This window comes from Hymenobacter wooponensis (assembly GCF_004745865.1).
Taxonomy (GTDB): Bacteria; Bacteroidota; Bacteroidia; order Cytophagales; family Hymenobacteraceae; genus Hymenobacter; species Hymenobacter wooponensis.
On the sequence record NZ_SRKZ01000001.1, the window covers coordinates 791,513 to 809,024 of the forward strand.

17 protein-coding genes are annotated in these 17,512 nt (G+C 53.7%); 12 read left to right on the plus strand and 5 right to left on the minus strand.

What is annotated here, in order from left to right; translation table 11 throughout:
• The first annotated feature begins 220 nt into the window (after positions 1–220).
• The gene (locus tag EU557_RS03230) at positions 221–1,126 is read left to right on the plus strand and encodes a bestrophin family protein (protein WP_135528965.1); all 906 of its coding nucleotides are present in this window, start codon (positions 221–223) and stop codon (positions 1,124–1,126) included.
• A 159-nt stretch (positions 1,127–1,285) separates the two neighbouring features.
• Here EU557_RS03230 and EU557_RS03235 read toward each other — a convergent pair whose 3' ends face one another.
• A complete protein-coding gene (locus EU557_RS03235; protein WP_135528966.1) occupies positions 1,286–1,957 on the minus strand; it encodes a carbonic anhydrase in 672 nt (223 codons plus the stop codon).
• A 345-nt stretch (positions 1,958–2,302) separates the two neighbouring features.
• On the opposite strand from EU557_RS03235, the gene EU557_RS03240 reads away from it, so the two are divergent.
• The 5 genes from EU557_RS03240 to EU557_RS03260 all read left to right on the plus strand — a co-directional run bounded on the left by EU557_RS03240 (position 2,303) and on the right by EU557_RS03260 (position 9,051).
• On the plus strand, positions 2,303–3,943 hold the full coding sequence (locus tag EU557_RS03240) for a S8 family peptidase (RefSeq protein ID WP_135528967.1): 1,641 nt from the start codon (positions 2,303–2,305) through the stop codon (positions 3,941–3,943).
• Between the two features lie 277 nt (positions 3,944–4,220).
• Complete coding sequence (locus tag EU557_RS03245) at positions 4,221–6,116, plus strand: T9SS type A sorting domain-containing protein (RefSeq protein WP_167855070.1); 1,896 nt, start codon at positions 4,221–4,223, stop codon at positions 6,114–6,116.
• Positions 6,117–6,299: 183 nt separating this feature from the next.
• Positions 6,300–7,121 carry an MOSC domain-containing protein gene (locus tag EU557_RS03250; protein WP_135528969.1) on the plus strand — a complete coding sequence of 274 codons (822 nt, stop codon included), beginning with the start codon at positions 6,300–6,302 and terminating at the stop codon, positions 7,119–7,121.
• 342 nt (positions 7,122–7,463) lie between these two features.
• A complete protein-coding gene (locus EU557_RS03255; RefSeq protein WP_135528970.1) occupies positions 7,464–8,273 on the plus strand; it encodes a DUF547 domain-containing protein in 810 nt (269 codons plus the stop codon).
• Positions 8,274–8,379: 106 nt separating this feature from the next.
• Positions 8,380–9,051 (plus strand): DUF2461 domain-containing protein, encoded by a 672-nt coding sequence (locus EU557_RS03260; protein ID WP_135528971.1) that lies wholly within the window; start codon positions 8,380–8,382, stop codon positions 9,049–9,051.
• Between the two features lie 185 nt (positions 9,052–9,236).
• Here EU557_RS03260 and EU557_RS03265 read toward each other — a convergent pair whose 3' ends face one another.
• The gene (locus EU557_RS03265; RefSeq protein WP_135528972.1) at positions 9,237–9,860 is read right to left on the minus strand and encodes a deoxynucleoside kinase; all 624 of its coding nucleotides are present in this window, start codon (positions 9,858–9,860) and stop codon (positions 9,237–9,239) included.
• A 163-nt stretch (positions 9,861–10,023) separates the two neighbouring features.
• On the opposite strand from EU557_RS03265, the gene EU557_RS03270 reads away from it, so the two are divergent.
• The gene (locus tag EU557_RS03270) at positions 10,024–10,494 is read left to right on the plus strand and encodes a hypothetical protein (protein ID WP_135528973.1); all 471 of its coding nucleotides are present in this window, start codon (positions 10,024–10,026) and stop codon (positions 10,492–10,494) included.
• Between the two features lie 102 nt (positions 10,495–10,596).
• Here EU557_RS03270 and EU557_RS03275 read toward each other — a convergent pair whose 3' ends face one another.
• On the minus strand, positions 10,597–11,247 hold the full coding sequence (locus EU557_RS03275; protein ID WP_135528974.1) for a hypothetical protein: 651 nt from the start codon (positions 11,245–11,247) through the stop codon (positions 10,597–10,599).
• A gap of 146 nt (positions 11,248–11,393) precedes the next feature.
• On the opposite strand from EU557_RS03275, the gene EU557_RS03280 reads away from it, so the two are divergent.
• Both EU557_RS03280 and EU557_RS03285 read left to right on the plus strand, forming a co-directional pair.
• Positions 11,394–11,909: a GNAT family N-acetyltransferase gene (locus EU557_RS03280; protein WP_135528975.1), complete on the plus strand. Its 516-nt coding sequence runs from the start codon at positions 11,394–11,396 to the stop codon at positions 11,907–11,909.
• Between the two features lie 165 nt (positions 11,910–12,074).
• Positions 12,075–12,353: a CDGSH iron-sulfur domain-containing protein gene (locus EU557_RS03285; RefSeq protein WP_245326151.1), complete on the plus strand. Its 279-nt coding sequence runs from the start codon at positions 12,075–12,077 to the stop codon at positions 12,351–12,353.
• A 98-nt stretch (positions 12,354–12,451) separates the two neighbouring features.
• Here EU557_RS03285 and EU557_RS03290 read toward each other — a convergent pair whose 3' ends face one another.
• The gene (locus EU557_RS03290) at positions 12,452–12,712 is read right to left on the minus strand and encodes an acyl-CoA-binding protein (protein ID WP_135529540.1); all 261 of its coding nucleotides are present in this window, start codon (positions 12,710–12,712) and stop codon (positions 12,452–12,454) included.
• A gap of 157 nt (positions 12,713–12,869) precedes the next feature.
• Here EU557_RS03290 and EU557_RS03295 point away from each other — a divergent pair, with 157 nt between their 5' ends.
• Positions 12,870–14,174, plus strand: a complete 1,305-nt coding sequence (locus tag EU557_RS03295) for an amidohydrolase family protein (RefSeq protein ID WP_135528976.1) — start codon at positions 12,870–12,872, stop codon at positions 14,172–14,174.
• A 157-nt stretch (positions 14,175–14,331) separates the two neighbouring features.
• Positions 14,332–14,835, plus strand: coding sequence for a CinA family protein (locus EU557_RS03300; RefSeq protein ID WP_135528977.1), 504 nt, complete (start codon positions 14,332–14,334; stop codon positions 14,833–14,835).
• On the opposite strand, the gene EU557_RS03305 is transcribed toward EU557_RS03300, so the two are convergent.
• Positions 14,832–15,878 carry a hypothetical protein gene (locus EU557_RS03305; RefSeq protein WP_135528978.1) on the minus strand — a complete coding sequence of 349 codons (1,047 nt, stop codon included), beginning with the start codon at positions 15,876–15,878 and terminating at the stop codon, positions 14,832–14,834. The two genes, EU557_RS03300 and EU557_RS03305, sit on opposite strands and share 4 nt — an antisense overlap.
• Positions 15,879–16,062: 184 nt before the next feature.
• Between EU557_RS03305 and EU557_RS03310 the strand changes: the two genes are divergently transcribed.
• Positions 16,063–17,301, plus strand: coding sequence for a zinc dependent phospholipase C family protein (locus EU557_RS03310; RefSeq protein WP_135528979.1), 1,239 nt, complete (start codon positions 16,063–16,065; stop codon positions 17,299–17,301).
• Positions 17,302–17,512: the final 211 nt, after the last annotated feature.

The window sequence follows — 17,512 nt, forward strand, 5'->3', positions numbered from 1 at the left end:
GGGAGTAGGCCACTCAACCGAAGCGCAGTATGCTGATTATGACTTTACAAGAGCAGCATCAGCGTTTCATAGCATAAGTCACTCACAGGCTAAGGTGAACTAGGCTCCTACTGCGGTGAGGAACGGGCAGTAACCTCTTCTCCTTTCCGGAGGCATCCCTAGTCTCTTTCTAGTCGTTAACCTGTATGTACCTGCTTTCCGCCACCTTTCCTGCCTGCCTATGCTGCTAGACACCCGACTTCCCATTCGCTATATCTTCCGAGATATCCTGCCGGATCTTATCCGGGTGTTTATCATATCCGTGATATTCCAGCTGCTGAAGCAATTTTTGGCACAGGACATTCCGCTGATACCTCTGCAACTACCCACGGTACTTGGTGGGTCAATCTCGCTGCTCCTGGCATTCAAAATCAGCCAGTCGTACGACCGGTGGTGGGAAGCGCGCAAAGTGTGGGGTGCTATTACTAATGATTCGCGCACACTGGTGCTGCAAGCCCGCACCTTTGTGGCGGATACGGCTTCGCTCCCGCCCGCCCTTTCCATTCAGGCCCTGGCCTACCGTCAGATAGCCTGGTGCTACAGCCTAGGCCAGTCGTTGCGGGGGCTAGACCCGATGGAGTCGCTGGGGCAATTCCTTTCGGCGCACGAACTGGCCTACCTTCAGCAGCATAGCAACAAGCCCTTAGCGCTGCTAGACCTGCACGCTGCCCAAATTAAAGAGCTCTACCAGCAAGACGCCATCAACAGCTTCCAGCAGGTGCAGCTTGATGCCACCCAAGTACGCCTCTGCGATGCTATGGGCCGCGCGGAACGCATCAACAGCACGATATTTCCTACCAGTTACCGGCTGATGGTGTATTTGTTTATCTACCTGTTCCTCATTACTCTATCGCTAGGCCTGGTTGAAACAATTGGGCGCTGGGAGGTGCCGCTGCTGCTGGGCATTGCCACCACCTATTTCCTGCTTGAGCGCACGGCCCGCTACCTGCAAGACCCGTTCAACAATCGCCCAACTGATACCCCCGTCACAACGATTGCCCGCAACATCGAAATCAACCTTAAGCAGCTACTCGGAGATACCGATGTGCCCACTCCCCTCCCCGCTGAAGCCTACTACCGTATGTAATCTGCGGGTTAAATGAAAAACGAATTGGCTCCTAGGCCACTATGCGGGCTATCAAGAGTTCCTTGCTAATGCACTGGGTTCCGTTGAACGCCAGAACGGCCGGGGAAAGACGTCTGGTGCGTCTCTCCCCGGCCGTTTATTGACTGCTTAAACCACTATCTAAGACATCTTAGGTGAGTCATCTACCCATTGCGAGTCGGCGCTGAGGTCGTAGATTTTTTGGATGTCGTGCAGAATGTGCTCGAAGTCTAGGTTCAGATCTTTCAGCAAGCCGGTTTGCAAATCAAACACCCAGCCGTGCACGGTTGGGTAGCCTTTCTGCAGGTACATCTGCTGTACTACAGCCGTTTTGGCCACGTTCACGCACTGCTCCTGCACATTCAGCTCTACCAAGCGGTTGTAGCGCGCGGTAGTATCCTCAATGGCATCCAGTTCCGTGTGATGCAGCCGGTACACGTCGCGGATATTGCGCAGCCATGGGTTTAGCAGCCCCAAATCTTTGGCCTGCATAGCATGCTTTACGCCGCCGCACCCGTAATGTCCGCACACCACAATGTGCTTGACGTTGAGGTACCGCACTGCATACTCAATCACCGACATGGCGTTGAGGTCAATATTATTAACCAAGTTGGCGATGTTGCGATGCACGAACACTTCTCCTGGCTTCACGCCCATCAGGTCTTCCGCCGTTACGCGGCTGTCGCTGCACCCGATGTACAGATAATCAGGCTTCTGATCAGATATTAAGGCCTCCAGAAAGGCGGGGTTGCTCGCGGTATGCGTTTCTACCCATTGGCGGTTATTGTTGAAGATATCATCATAAGTGGGCATACGGCGGGGCTGTTAAAAAGTGAAAGATGAACGCGGTACCAGTTACTCAGAGCCGCCTTATAGGCAGCCCCCGAACTGCTAACAACTGTGGTTAGTACGCGCAATATACCCGATGAGATATTAGACCACTCCATGGCAAAACGGGTAGCGGCCGGTGGCCTAGCGCCATTTGCCCCAAGTACTACTGTCGCAGTGGGCTCAGATATAAACTGGTGGCCGTATGCGTCTGAAGAAGCCTAGCCCACGTCTGTACCTTCGCACCTTTATCTGCCCTGAAATTTATAGCCTGACTTCACGCGCCTTCGTATAGGCCGTTTTACGAAATACGTCCGCGTTCCTTTCCGCATGTCCTTTCCCCTTCCCTCTCAGTTGCGCCTTCTGGCTCTAGGCCTGTTGCTGCCCACTCTTTCCTTGGCTCAGACCCCAGCGCCTGCCCCAGCGGCCCCCGCACCCATCACTACACCTCAATGGTATCTGCTTGATCCGAAGCTGGACGGGGTGATGGGCGTGAGTGCTACCCGGGCTTATTCGGAGCTGCTGCAAGGCCGGGCTTCTACCACCGTCACCGTGGCTATTATTGATGCCGGCATTGATACGGCTCACGTGGATCTGAAGCGCATGCTCTGGCACAACCCCAAGGAGATAGCCGGCAACGGCAAGGATGATGACCAGAACGGTTACGTGGATGATGCTTACGGTTGGAGCTTCCTGGGTGGCCCCGACGGCCGCAACGTGGATATCGACACCTACGAGGACACCCGTATGCTGGCCCGACTCCAACCGCGCTTCAAGGGCAAAACCCGCACTACCGTGCCCGCCGCCCAACGCGCCGACTACGACCTCTACGTGAAAGTGAACAAGAGCTATAATGATAAGCTCAAGGAAAATACTCAGCGTCTGAAGGAGATTGAACAGGCCTACACGGAGAATCAGCAGGGAGTGGCGGCCGTAAAGCAAGCGCTCAACGTGCCCGCGCTGGATACAGCCACGCTGCATCACCCTCCCACCACCGACCCTGAACTGCTGGCCGTTACCCAGGGCCTCTACCAAAACTTGTTGCAAGCTGGCTACCCCTCATTGGAAGCTGTACTGGAGGAAATTAAGGAAGCCTTAAACGATACTAAAAATCAGCTTAACTATAGTCTCAACCTCAAGTTCGACCCGCGTGGGGTGGTGAAGGACAACCCCAACGACGTGAAGGAGCGCCGTTATGGCAACCACGATCTTTATGGCCCCGAGCCCAGCCACGGCACCCACGTGGCTGGCATCATCGGTGCCGACCGCGATAATGGCCTAGGAATTCTAGGCCTAGCCTCCAACGTGCGCCTGATGGCAGTGCGCGCCGTGCCCAATGGGGATGAGCGCGACAAGGACGTGGCCAATGCCATTCGGTACGCCGTAGACAACGGCGCTAGCATCATCAACATGAGCTTTGGCAAGTATTACTCACCGCAGCGGGCGGCAGTAGAAGAAGCCATCCGTTACGCTGGCTCTAAAGGCGTGCTGCTGGTCCATTCCGCCGGTAATGAAAGCAAAAACCTCGATCAGGAAATGCAGTACCCCTCCCCTGTATTCCAGAACGGGCAGCGCATTCCGAACATGATAACTGTGGGGGCCTCCGCCCGCACCAATGATGCCGACTTAACAGCTGAATTTTCCAACTATGGCCGCCACGCCGTAGATGTTTTTGCGCCCGGCAACCAGATTTACTCTACTGTTCCGGGCAGCAAATACGCCAACAAGAGCGGAACTAGTATGGCTGCTCCCGTAGTAACCGGCATAGCAGCAGTGCTTAAATCGTACTTCCCTTCTCTAACTTCAACCCAGCTCAAGCGCATCATCCTGCAGTCAGCAGAGCCCGTACACACGCAAGTACATCAACCCGGTACTAAGAAGCTGGTTGACTTCCGAGAACTATCAGAAACGGGCGGCGTGGTAAACCTTTATCGGGCCGTGGAGCTAGCCCGCCAGCAAACGGCACAGTAATAAACACAATACTTCTAATGCAAAAGCCGACTTTCCTGAGAAAGTCGGCTTTTGCATTAGAAGTAGATTCATCTCAACTCTAACCCCTGTGATTACTTAGAATTAAAGCTTGTTGATTGGTAAAAATATGATCTGTGAGCTGCTTTTAATTGAACTATGCTTATAATTTTTATAAGTTAATTAACCTCATGCGCAATTGCATTTTATTATTTTTATTCAAAATAAAATGCGAATAGCCATATTTTTTATAATTTTATGCCATCAAATTCCGATAGCTATGAAACAGTTATACAAACACTTGCGAGTCCTATTTCTTTCAATGGCGCTCGGTGGAGCAGTCACAACTTCCACGCAAGCTCAAACGAAGGTTCCCCCCAAGATTGATGGTACCATCAGTTACTCTAGTGAAACTGCTACGGAGTACGGTTCCAAAGGAGAAAACTGGGTAGAAAGTGGCGTACTGGCATTAGGTGGCACTCGCTGGTTTCTCTCCTTTGATGATACTTATCTCTATATAGGAGTGGAAGGTGTTGCCGCAGAGGTTCCGGCAGTACTCTACTTCAACACAAAGGCTAGCGCTGGCATCACATCGGGTATTGAAGGAAGTAGCGTTACACTTCCATTTGCAGCTGACGTAGCTGTAACCGTTGGCACCAATGCAACAAGCAGCTTAGTACAGTTTGCTGAATCAACGGGTAAAGGTTTTGAGTGGCGCCCATCTGTCTTGCCTGCTCCTACTGCATCAGATGTGTTATCATTGGCTAATAGCAGAGAGATTCGCATTCCTTGGTCAAGCTTTAATACTGGCACCAAACCCTCTACATTCGAATGGCTAGCCTACCTGCAGACTGCCATTAATAATCCGGCTCCAGTAATCAACAAAACCGAGACGGATTATGCCTACTACTACAATGTGTTTACGCCGTCAAACGCACCAACTTTTGGGCGGTTAAGCTATACAGCTTCTCCAACTGCTACTACCACTCCCGGCGGCACGTTCTTTAATTACGCCGTTAATACGGGAAAGAAAGAGGTTACGCTTGCGGGCAATCTCACGGTGAACGGCACCCTCTACGTGAGAAACACCACCATTAATACGGGAAACAACACCGTTATACTTGATCAGTACGCTATCCTCGACGAGGAAGAGAACGATAAGACGAATAGCAATGCCAATGGCTACATATCGGGTAAAGTTGCTATGACGACGACCTTAGACAAGGATGGTCTATACAGCTTCGGGAATATGGGTTTGCTGTTGGACTTAAAAGCTGGTAGTAGCAGCACTCGTTTTCCCGGAAGCACGGTTGTTACTCGTTTAACAGGGCAAACCTACACGGGCACTACTGGTAACACTACCGTCAGCAGATTTTTCTTTGTGAAGCCTAGCACTGTTGAGAGCAACGACCTTGATGTAGTTATGACGCTTCATTACGCCGAGCCGGAGAAGAATACAATTGCTGAAGGACAACTTTCCTTTTTCAAATCAACTCTCCCGCCTACCATCAGCTTGGCGGGTGTAGGGTTTGCTGAAGAAGGCCGTGACAGAACGGGCCTTAACGCTGGCAACAACACGGTTAGACTAAGTGGTGTTGAATTACAGGGAGTTTGGACTTTGGCTGCCAAGGGTAGACCTCTGCCGGTAGAACTGACCCAGTTTACTGGTCAGGCTGAAGAAAAGGCGGTGCGTTTACGGTGGGCCACGGCTGTTGAGCTAAACAATAAAGGCTTTGAGGTGCAGCGCCAATTGCCCAATAGCAAGTGGCAGGCCTTGGGCTTTGTTAAAGGCAAAGGCTCTTCCGACCGTACTTCATCCTATGAATACCTCGACCACTCTGCCGGAGCCGGTATGCAGTACTATCGCCTAGCGCAAACAGACCTTGATGGCAAAGTGACTTATTCAGCGGTGGTACCTGTAAAGGTAGGCGACCAAGCCGCCGCACAGTTTGCAGTATACCCTTCGCCGGCTACAACTTCACTGTCAATAAGTGGCCTACAGAATGGGAAGCATTCCGTTGATATTTATAACGCCAAAGGGCAACGTGTAGCAACGCAACAGCTCTCCGAAGCACAAGCAACTGTAGCCATAAGCCATTTGCCAGCGGGCATTTATACTCTGCGGGTGGTAGGTGATGGCCCAATAGCCAAGACTAGCCGGTTCGTGAAGGAATAACCCCTTACTACCAAGCCGAACTTACGCCTCCCGGCGCTGCAGTCTGCGGCGCCGGGATTTTTATATATCCCACCCTCTAAGCCATTGAGCACTACTAGTTGCCGCTCCGCAAGACTAGTGAGCCTTCAGTTGCTCTTCACTTTCTCTCACCAACTTCACCTATTCGCATTCTACCTTTGAGGTATGGCTCTGCAACTCTCCGCTCTCTATATCTACCCCGTAAAGTCTTTAGGCGGTATTCGCCTCACCGAAGCACACATCGATACCCGCGGCCTGCGCCACGACCGGCGCTGGCTGATTGTGAATGAGCGCAATCAGTTCATGACGCAGCGCCAGACGGCTGCCATGGCCCACCTGAAAGTAGAGCCCGCTTACAATGGGTTCTTGCTGCGCCACAATGAGCGGCCTGAGTTACTGCCTTTGTTTGTGCCTTTTGAGGCGACGCCAGAAAAAACGTTGTTCGTGACCATCTGGGATGATATGGTATTTGCCTGGCGCGCCCGTCCTGAATGCGATGAGTGGCTTTCTGAGGCGCTAGGCCAGTCGTGTAAGTTGGTGTATATGTCGGATATGGTGCGCCGTGATGCAGAGCCCGAGTACAACCCTATCAACACGCTCGTAAGCTTCGCTGATGGGTATCCTTACCTGTTAGTTGGGCAAAACTCCCTAGCCGACCTCAACACCCGCTTGGCGGAGCCTGTAAACATGGACCGCTTCCGACCTAACCTCGTATTCAGCGGCGGCGAGGCTTTCAGCGAAGATAGCTGGCGTGACTTTCAGATTGGGGAGGTAACCTTTCGGGCTGTCAAGGGCTGTAGCCGGTGCGTACTCACCACCATTGACCAGCAAACCGGGCTGAAAGATCCACAAAGTGAGCCTCTGCGTACCTTAGCCAGCTTCCGTACTCAAAATGGAAAGGTCAAGTTTGGCCAAAATGTAACTGGCCCTGCTACGGGTACCATTCGTTTAGGTGATTCTGTGTCAGTGCTAACCTACAAGTCATAGTAAAATGCTGCTCAATCATATAATTATTATAACTTTTACATTTAACAGCGCAATAACGTTAATGATAATAATAATTGCCTTTAACTAATACAAACCCATATTAAATAACTCTCGAGCATAGCTTTATACTTATGTATTTTACATATAACACATACAGGATAGCGGATTATCATCTTGCACTTAGCTTATAGATGATAATTCATATAATTTTGAACAGCTAATCACTAGCAGTATCTATCATATTGAGTTACTGCCAAGTGCGTTTGAAGGCAATGCCTCTACCTTATGGATAGAGCCCTGCCGGAAAGTATAGCCCGCGCTCTTTATTAGTTCTGCCCCGCCATGCCTGTTGCATTCCCCTCTTTATCACGCTATGCCTGGCTACTCTGGCTGCTAGTGCTGGCGCCGGTTGCTCTGCGCGCCGAAGACTACAAACCTCTCCAACAGCTCCACGAAACGTGGAGCGATTTGCTGACCCGTCACGTAACCTTCGATGGCCGCCTTGATTACCAAGGGCTCATGGAGGACGAAGATCAACTGCTGGACTATTTAACGAGCCTACGTAAGGTTACGCCCGCCTCCGCTACCTGGACGCCCCAAGAAACCAAGGCCTTTTGGCTGAACGTGTACAATGCTTCTGCTGCTTACTTGGTTTTGCAGTACTACCCCGTCAGCAGCATTAACGATATTCGGGTGAAGGTACTGGGCGGCACGAAGTCGCCGTGGGATGCGCCGGTAGTGAATGTAGGCGGGCAGACGTACTCACTCAACCAGATTGAGCGCGACAAGTTGAGTGGCCCCACCCCTGATCCTCGTATTCACTTTGGGCTCATATACGCTGCTGTATCAGAAGCACCTCTGCTAAAAGAGGCCTACGATGGTAGCCGCCTCAACCAGCAACTTGACTCCCAAACACGGCGCTTCCTCAACGACTCCAACTTCAACCAGCTCACGCCAGCTCACGCGAAGCTTTCTGGCCTTTTTGATGCGTACGCCAAGGACTTTGGCTCGCCATCGGAGCTGTTGGCGTTTATTAACCGCTACGCCCGCACACCAGTAGAGCCTACTGCTACCATTGAATACCTCTCATTCAGCTGGGCTCTCAACGACCGAATCGATCCTAGCACCTCGCAACCGATGAGCAAGCACTAGGCCTGCAAGGCGCCAACCTCCACGGCAAGTGCCCCGTACCGCAACCCGGTGCGGGGCACGCTTTTTTACTTTTGGCCCAGCACTACTAACCTTTTCAACCTTGAGTATGCAACGGGCTTTCATTCTATCCTTCCTGCGCGATTTGGCTGCGAACAACAACAAAGCCTGGATGGACGCGCACCGCCCCGACTATCACCGGGCCCGCGCGGAGTACACTGATTTTGTAGCGGAGCTGATTCGGGGAGTGCAGCAGCAGGAACCCGACCTGCTGGGGCTTACTCCTCAAGACGTGATGTTTCGCATCAACAAGAACGACCGCTTTCAGCAAAGTGATGAGCCATACAAGAAGCATATGGGGGCGGGTCTTAAACGCGGGGGGCGGCATAGCCCATGGGCTGGCTACTTTATTGCCCTGCAGCCGGGAGGCGAGACCTACGTAGGCGCCGGGCGCTGGCAACCGGAGGCCGACCAGTTGGCCCGCATCCGGCAGGAAATTCACTACAACCCCACTGAGTTTCATGCCCTGCGCCAGAGCCCAGACCTATTGCGCCACTTCCCGAGTGGCCTAGACAAAAGCCAAGCTCTTAAAACCGCTCCAAAGGGTTACGACCGTACGGACCTAGACATTGAGTGGCTGCGCCTCAAGAGCTTCTTCGTGTGGCAATCATTCTCCGACAAAGACGTACTCCGCACCGATTTCCCGCAGCAGGTGCTGGCTGCCTGGCAAGCCGCTCAACCGTTCGTTCACTTCCTAAACGAGGCAATGGCGGTAGAGTAACTGCACTGAAGCAAGAACTGATTCTTGAAGTTTTTACCAATAGGCCTAGAAGCTTTACCAACCAAAATGCCCGGACTTCTGCGTAAGAAGTCCGGGCATTTTGGTTAGCTAACCATAAGCATAAGGCAGCAATAGACGAGATGCACGCTCCTGGCTGTGCGCAGCATGTTGATCTGCCTTCTAGTCTAGAAGAGGCCGAACAGCGTGCTGTTGATCTTATCGATGATGACGCTCAAATCCTCGGGGTTGTGTACGTAGTCGAGGTTATTAACATCCACGATGAGCAGCCGGCCGCTCTTGTAGTTACTGATCCAGTGCTCGTAGTGCTCGTTGAGGTTTTTGAGGTACTCTATTTTGATGTTGTTCTCGTAGTCGCGGTTGCGGCGCTCAATCTGCTGCACCAGTTTGGGCAGGTCGGCACGGAGGTAGAGCAGCAGATCCGGTGGATCTACCATGCTGATCATCGACTCGAACAGGCCTAGGTAGTTCTGGTAATCCCGCTCCGACATGAGGGTAGACTGGTGCAGGTTTGCCGCGAAGATGTGGGCGTCTTCGTAAATGGTACGGTCCTGAATTACCCCTTTGCTGGCACTCTGCAGCTTTTTGATGTGCTGCGTTTGGCGAAAGCGGCTATTGAGGAAGTATACCTGCAGGTGAAATGCCCAGCGGGGCATGTCATCATAGAAGTCTTTCAGGTAGGGATTGTGGTCCACATCTTCCAGAAAAACCTCCCAGTTGAAATGGTGCGCCAGTTTATTGGCCAGCGTGGTTTTGCCGGCTCCGATGTTGCCGACGATTGCAATGTGCATGAGCGAAGCGCGGAGAATGCGAGAAGTGAGCAGATCAGGTTAAGCTACAAAAGTAACGGAAGCGGCTGAACCAGCATGGCCATTTTAGTAGCAGATTTCTAATAGAAAACTGACTATATTACCTACCTGCTCCTATCCCACCTACCACAACCAACCCTATTCTATGCACCGCATCCAGCTACAGCATATCGGCTCCATGTGCGATGCGCATGGCAACCGCTTGGTAGAGCTTTATTACGCTCCCACTAGAGAACTACTGCACGTAGAATGGTTTGGCAACATCACTGGGCGCGAGGTTATTTATGTGGCACAGGAGTTTTTGAAAGTGCAGAAGCAACTGAACATATCGGTGCTGCTCAACGATAAAAGCCATGCCACCGGCGACTGGACTGAGTCGATGGAATGGCTGGAGTTTGATTGGCTGCCTCAGGTGCTGCTGGAGGGGCTACGCGCGGTGGCCTACGTCTTCAGCCCCGACGCAGGTACTCACTATGCTAGCAGAGATTTTTCAGAGCGCGTAGCGCGGCACATTCCTATTCGGCTTTTTTACGATGTGCCTTCCGCCAGCAAATGGCTGAACAGCCAAGTACGGTTTAACCCTAATACAGGCCACGGGTTTGCAGCACAGGCCTAGCTACCTGCTCCCATAAGCACAATCGGCGGCCACCCAATTTCTGAGCAGCCGCCGACCTGGCCTAGCACACAATTAGCGGCTTACAAAAGCTCTAGCACATGGCTATTGCTCATTAATGGCATCTTTCACGTTGCGGGCCTTCTCTAGCGTCCGGAATTCTCCCTGCAGGGTCCGGATGCGCAGGCGCTCCTCCAGCGGCAAGTCGGTGCGTACTTGTTCGTAGCGGGCGTTAAGGTTGCTGAGCACGGCACCGGCTGCGCTCCAGTCAGCAGCAGTCCAGTTCTTCTTTTTATCGCGCATGGTTTCTACCAAGCGAGAATATAGGTCGGGCAGCTCGGTGGCCCGGGCCCGGCTAATCACTACGTCTTCACCCAGCAAGCGGCGCTGGGCCTGTACGGAGGTTTCGGGCTGGCGCGCTGCCTGATCGAGGCTATCTTGCTTAGCCGACCACTTCTTATAACGGGTCTTTTGCGTGTCGTATTCGCGCTTGCCTTCCACTGTAAGGCTGTCTACCGCCTTATCGATGCGCTTACTTTGGCGCTCAAACTCGGCGTTGATGCGCGGCTTTTCGCGGCGAATATCCGCCGCAGCGCGGTCAATCTTGTCATTAACCCAGTCGCTGAACATATCCAGGTCGCGCTCCACGGCCGAGGTGGTGCTGACCTTGGGGCGGGAGGTTGAAGTTGTTTTTTGGGCTACTGCTGCGGAAAGAGTGAGCAAGCTGGCAACCACAACAAGTGGGATCTTTTTCATAGGACGGGAGAAGGTGTGAGCGAACGGGAAATAACGGCTGAGGCAAACTACCCCGTATACCGTAGCTCGCATTTTCTGTCCCAAAAACGGGCCAATCCCTGATTTAGGTTCGGTTTTGCGCGAAATAATGCCGTTTTTTGCTCGCTATGTCAGCTTCTGCCGCCGCGCCCATTACCATTCATCCGGCCACTCTGGCCGATATTCCCACGATTATTGCGCTGGCGGAAGCCACTTGGGAGCCTACGTACCGGTTCATCATCTCCAAGGAGCAAATCGACTATATGTACCGCGTCATCTACACGCCGGCTTCGCTGGAGCGCCAGATGACCGAGCAGGGCCACCAGTTCCTGCTGCTGCTAGACGATGGCCAGGCCGGCGGGTTTGCCTCGTACTCCGCCAAGACTGAAGCTGGCGCCTACCACCTCAACAAAATCTACATCCTCCCCTCGCACCAGGGCCGGGGGTTTGGGCAGTTGCTGATTCGGGCCGTGGAGGATGCCGTGCGGCAAGCCGGTGGCTCAGTGCTGGAGCTGAACGTAAACCGGCATAACCCCGCGCTGGCTTTTTATGAGCGCCAGGGCTTCCAGCGCCATCACGAGGAAGATATTCCCATTGGCCCCTACTGGATGAATGATTACGTAATGCGTAAAGAACTCCGCTAAGCCAAGGTAGCAAAGATGTGCATGTATGGGTTGCTGTGCGAGTGGCCTATACCTAGATAGTCCTCTTAACTCCGCCAAAGCAGCACCTTCGCCATTGTAGGGCATCACACCTTTACTACTCTACTGCCTCCCCCTCTCAATTTCATCACTTCACAAACTCACCATATGGCCACCAAACTCACCGTTTTAAGCAATGGCTCCCTCCGCGTGGAGGGCACCGATTTCGAACTCGTAGACGCCCAAGGCCAGCCCTATGGCCTCGGCGGTCGGGAGCGAATCAGCATTTGCCGCTGTGGCCTCTCCTCGAATAAGCCTTTCTGCGACGGCTCGCACAAAGGGCACTTTGAGCACGATGCCAAAGCGTTTGACTTGCCGGCTCCCGCAGCCCCCAAGCCCGTTACGCCTCCCACAGCGCCTGATGCTGGTGGTCAGCCCCTCGGCTAATTCTAGGCCAGTAACTACCAAAAAGGCCGGCTTCCTGGATCAGGAAGCCGGCCTTTTGCTTTACCGCGGATGACTGTGAGCCATCTGCAGTAAACGTATTAAGCGCCTTGGAACAAGGAATCAACCAGTGCTACGTACTCCTGACGGGCTTCATCCTGCGACTTGCCTTTGAGGGAAGCCCAGGCGTCGTACTTGGCAATGGCTTTGAAGTCGAACCCGCCGGGACGGTCGCCGGCTACGTCGCCTTCGCTGGCTTGCTTATAGAGAGCGTAGAGTTGGAGCAATACGGTGTTAGAGGGCTTGCTGGGAAGCTGCTGAGCGCGTTGCGCGGCGGCTTCGAATTCTGCGGAAGTAGCCATTAGGGAAGCTAGATAAAAACAGGTGAGGTGATTGATGCGAGGTACGGCGGAGCCGGGTGGGAAGATACGGATTCCGGCAATTTTGTGCTGCATGCAGCATTTATTTACCGTGTATATTCCGCCTTCTGATTCTCACTTACGCTCTTACTCTGCTACGATGGCCTCACCTCTACTCCGCTCTCTTACAGCCGTATTCCTTACTGGCGCCTTGTGCGGTGCTGCTCCAGCCTGGGCGCAAAAAACTTACTTACACTGTGGGCGGCTGCTAGACATGCGCCAAGACCGCGCCCAAACGGAGATGACTCTGGTAGTGGAGAAAGGCCGCATTGTGGCCCTAGAACGGGGCTATACTGCCCCCGCAGGCCCAGCGGACAAGGTGGTGGACCTGAAGAACCGCACTGTGCTGCCTGGCCTTATTGACTGCCATGTGCACCTTGAGAGCGAAACCAGCAAAGACAACTTCCTGCAAGAACTCACCCAGAACCCCGCCGACATTGCCTTTGGCTCCCTCGATCATGCCCGTAAAACTCTGCTTTCGGGCTTTACCACGGTGCGCGACTTGGGCGGCTCGGGCGTGAACCTGGCCCTGCGAAATGCCATCAACCAAAACAAGGTGGTAGGCCCGCGTATTTTCACCGCGGGCAAAGCTATTTCGGGCACTGGCGGCCACATGGACCCCACTAATGGCTACCGCCTCGACCTAATGGGCATTCCGGGCCCTACTGATGGAGTTGCCAACGGCCCCGACCAGTGCCGCCAAGCAGTGCGGGAGCAGTACAAGCGTGGTGCCGACCTCATCAAGATTGCCTCTACTGGTGGGGTCCTGTCGGTGGCGAAAGATGGTAGCAGCGCGCAGATGACGGAAGTCGAAATCAGGGCAATTGTGGAAACGGCCCACGACCTAGGCCTGCAGGTAGCCTGCCACGCGCACGGAGCAGAAGGCATGAAGCGCGCCATTCGAGCGGGCGTCACTAGCATTGAGCACGGCACGCTCATGGACGATGAAACCATGAAGCTCATGGTGAAAAACGGCACCTGGTACGTGCCCACCATTACGGCTGGCAAATCCGTCGCCGACTCAGCCAAGATTCCTAACTACTACCCAGCTCTGGTTACGCCCAAAGCCATCAGCATTGGCCCAAAGCTGCAGAGCACCTTTGGGCGGGCGTATAAGGCGGGCGTTAAGATTGCGTTTGGTACGGATGCGGCCGTTTTCCGGCACGGTGTGAATGCCCTGGAGTTTCAGTACATGGTAGAGGCTGGTATGCCCCCTGTACAGGCGTTGCGGGCGGCTACGGTTAATGCCGCCACGCTGCTAGGCCAGTCAGAAAACTTGGGCACGCTGGAGCCGGGCAAACTGGCTGATGTTGTGGCGGTAGACGGCGACCCGGTTCAGGACATTAAAGTGATGCAACGGGTACGCTTTGTAATGAAGCAAGGCACAGTTTATCGGCAGGAATAAGGCCTACGGGAAAAGCAACTTTCGCGGAGGACTCAGCCAATGAACAATCCGCGAAAGTGCTGCTAGGCCACCTCCCAGCAGCCTCAGGCAGCAGAACAGTAGCAACCTTGCTAGTAGGCTGCACCGTATCCTCAGCGCTGTTCTGCTCTTCCTGACTATGAAAAAAACCAACCCAGAAGTTCTCATCAAGGATTTCATCAAGCACAAGCTTACCCTTGCTCTGGCCGAAAGCTGCACCTGTGGCCTAGCAGCAGCTCAGCTAGCCCCGGCCGAAGGCGTGAGTGAGGTACTGCTGGGCTCCGTGGTGACGTATCATACCGATGCTAAGCAACAGCTGCTTGGCGTAAAGAAAGCTACGCTCAGTACCTACTCCGCCGAAAGCCAGCAGACCACGAACGAGATGGCCCAGGGCCTGCACCGCCAACTCCCCGACGCCGACGTGTGCGTGGCAGTAACGGGCTTGTGCGGCCCCGGCCAGTCAGAAACGCCCGACAAGCCCGTGGGTACCGTTTTCGTGACCGTACTGTTTAAGGGCCATGCCCACGAGTACCGCGAGCAGTTTAATGGGAACAGCGATGCCATTCGGCAACAGGCGACGGAGTTCATCTATCGTAAGCTAGCTGAACTGCTAGACCGCGAGCAGGTGGCCCCGGCCACCTAGGCCTGTATGCGTCGGTTGGCGCGCCCCACCAGCATTAGCTGCAGATTGAGGCGTACCACATCTCCAATACTGCGGCAAGGCGTGAACAGATCGGTGGTGTGATGCTTGTTCAGTTCTAGTTTTAATTGATCTACTTTCTCTGGAGGCGATATTTCGTCTCGGCGCATGCAGTCCATTAGATCCTTGAGGCGGTAACGCTCAGAGCGTACGCGCCGGGCCATCAGGGTACGCTCCTCCGCCTGATACTGCCGAATGGTTTCGGGCTCTAGCAGTTTGCTGCATAGCATTACCACTTCGCGGTTGTCCTTGAAATACTGGGGCATGTACATGGTCTTCTTGCCCTCGTAGCTCTGCTGATCAAAGTCGATGGCGCGCACCCGGTACTGCTCGTCTTCAAAGTCGGGGGTTACTACTATCACGTAGTTGTAAGCGCGCATATCGCCCAGCAAACGGGCAAAGCACCGCTCGTTAAACTTCACAAACTCCTTGGCAATGCGCACCTGGTTGAGGTGGGGCCGCTGCAGATGGTCGCGGATAAAATCGTCGCCGGGGATACCGGCTATATGCTCCTCAATGAGGGTATCGCCGTGCACGAGGTAGTTCATGCTATTTGGCGAGAGCAGATGCTCTAGCTCTAGGCCATACACTCGCGAGGCATCGGCCCGCTTCACGTAAAAGTAATCGTAGTTGTCGTTGAGCTGATTCACGATGCGCACCCGAAACGGGTTGCTGTTTCCGAAGCGGCAGTAGTCGATACGGTCGGCCAGCAAGTGGTCAGTGAAAGATAAGTCTCCTCCCGTCTTGAGCAAGGCGTACACTTGGGCAAGGCCTTCACTTAGCTCACGTAGGGCTTGGGGCTCGTAAAACACCGTTTCCCAGAGCGTATCCCGTTCCTGCCGATCAAGGAGCGGAAAGCTACCACTGGTGCGGGTAAGGTCGGCGTAGGTTACCGGTAGGCGCGTTTCCCGGTCGTACTGGTGCAGGTACTGACGCAGGGGCTTCCCAATGGTGTAGCTGATTTTTTTGCGGGAAATCGTAGTCAATGGGCGGAGGAGCTAAGGGGGGTAGAAGGCATCTAACGCGGGAAAAGTGAAAAGATACACCCATCCGAAGCGTTGCTAAGTGGTTTTAGGTCACCACTTCGCCAAAAACTACAATTCTTGCCTCATTGATTCGTCAAATTCCCGAACTTTGCTGTGCCGCGGGTTGCGGCTTGTTCGTGCTGTTATGAAAAAACTGCTCCTCACACTTCTCGTTGTCCTGATCTGCCCGCTACTGTCTCAAGGGTGGGGCTTTTTTGGTCACCGTACCATTGCTCAGATTTCGGTATACGCCCTCCCCTCGTCTATGCGCGGCTTCTACTACCGCCACATGGCCGAGCTGGTGAAGCGCAGCACCGCCGCCGATGAACGTCGCGAAGCCGACCCAGCAGAAGCACCAAAGCACTTTATCGATATGGACCACTACGGCGACAACCCCTTCGGGCTGATGCCGAAGCTCTACGACAAAGCCGTTGCCAAATACACCGCCGACACCCTCCGCAAATATGGTACGGTGCCCTGGACGGTAATGGAACTGAAGGAGCAGCTCACCGAAGCCTTCCGCAAACGCGACACGGTAGCTATTGTGCGGCTTTCTGCCGACCTAGGCCACTACGTTGCCGATGCCTATGTGCCCTTGCACACCACTGAGAATTACGACGGTCAGCTTACGAACCAGGCCGGCATTCATGCCTTATGGGAAAGCAAGCTGCCAGAGCGCAACATTGCCAAGTACAAGCTGGACTCTGAAGCCGCCAAGTATGTAAAAGACCCACAAACGGCTATTTGGCAGGTAGTGCAGGACTCATACGGCTTCTTGGGCGCCACCTTTGATTACGAAGACGACCTCAACAACAAGTTCACGACGGAGCAGAAGTACGTGTTTTCGCATAAGTATGGCAAAACCCGCCGCTCGTACTCTGATGCGTTTGCCGATGCATACCACGAAAAAGTGGGTGGCATGGTGGCCTACCGCCTCAAGCAGGCTCCAACCATGGTAGCTTCAATGTGGCTGACAGCCTGGAAAGATGCTGGCAGCCCCGACCTCGACGGCATGATGGCCAAGAAGCCGAGCAAAGCAGAAAAGGAAAAGCTGGAAGTGGAGCTGAAGGCTTGGGATAAGAATGAGTTGGTAGGCCAGCAGATGCTGTTGTCGCTGCAAAAGGTAGAGCAGGAAGCCCGCCCCGACCTCATCAATGCCGCGCAGGATATGGCTCCGGTGCAGGAAGAGCCGGCTCCGGCCGCTGTTACTCCTACCGGTTCACCGGTACCAGGTGCACCAGCCGTACCGGCCGGCACCAACAAAGTGAAAGTTAAAACCAAGACGCCCGACGCCCCTACTCAAAAGCAAAAGGCGAAGGCAGCTCCCGCTCCTAAAAAGAAAGCCGATGATGGCTGGGGGGCCCCAAGTGGGTCAGGCTGGTAGTCTAACGTAAGCCTTACAGAAAGCGGCTCCTATTTCGGGGCCGCTTTTTTTGTACCTGTTTAGGTCAGGCAATGCATTGGGCTTTGCGGTTGATTAAGAGAGCCCGCAGAAGCATATTATCAGAAGTAAGCCTAGCCACGAGAGGCTACATCACAAGCTCAACTGTTTCATATATAGACCTTTATACATACGATAACATTCGGGCTTTCTT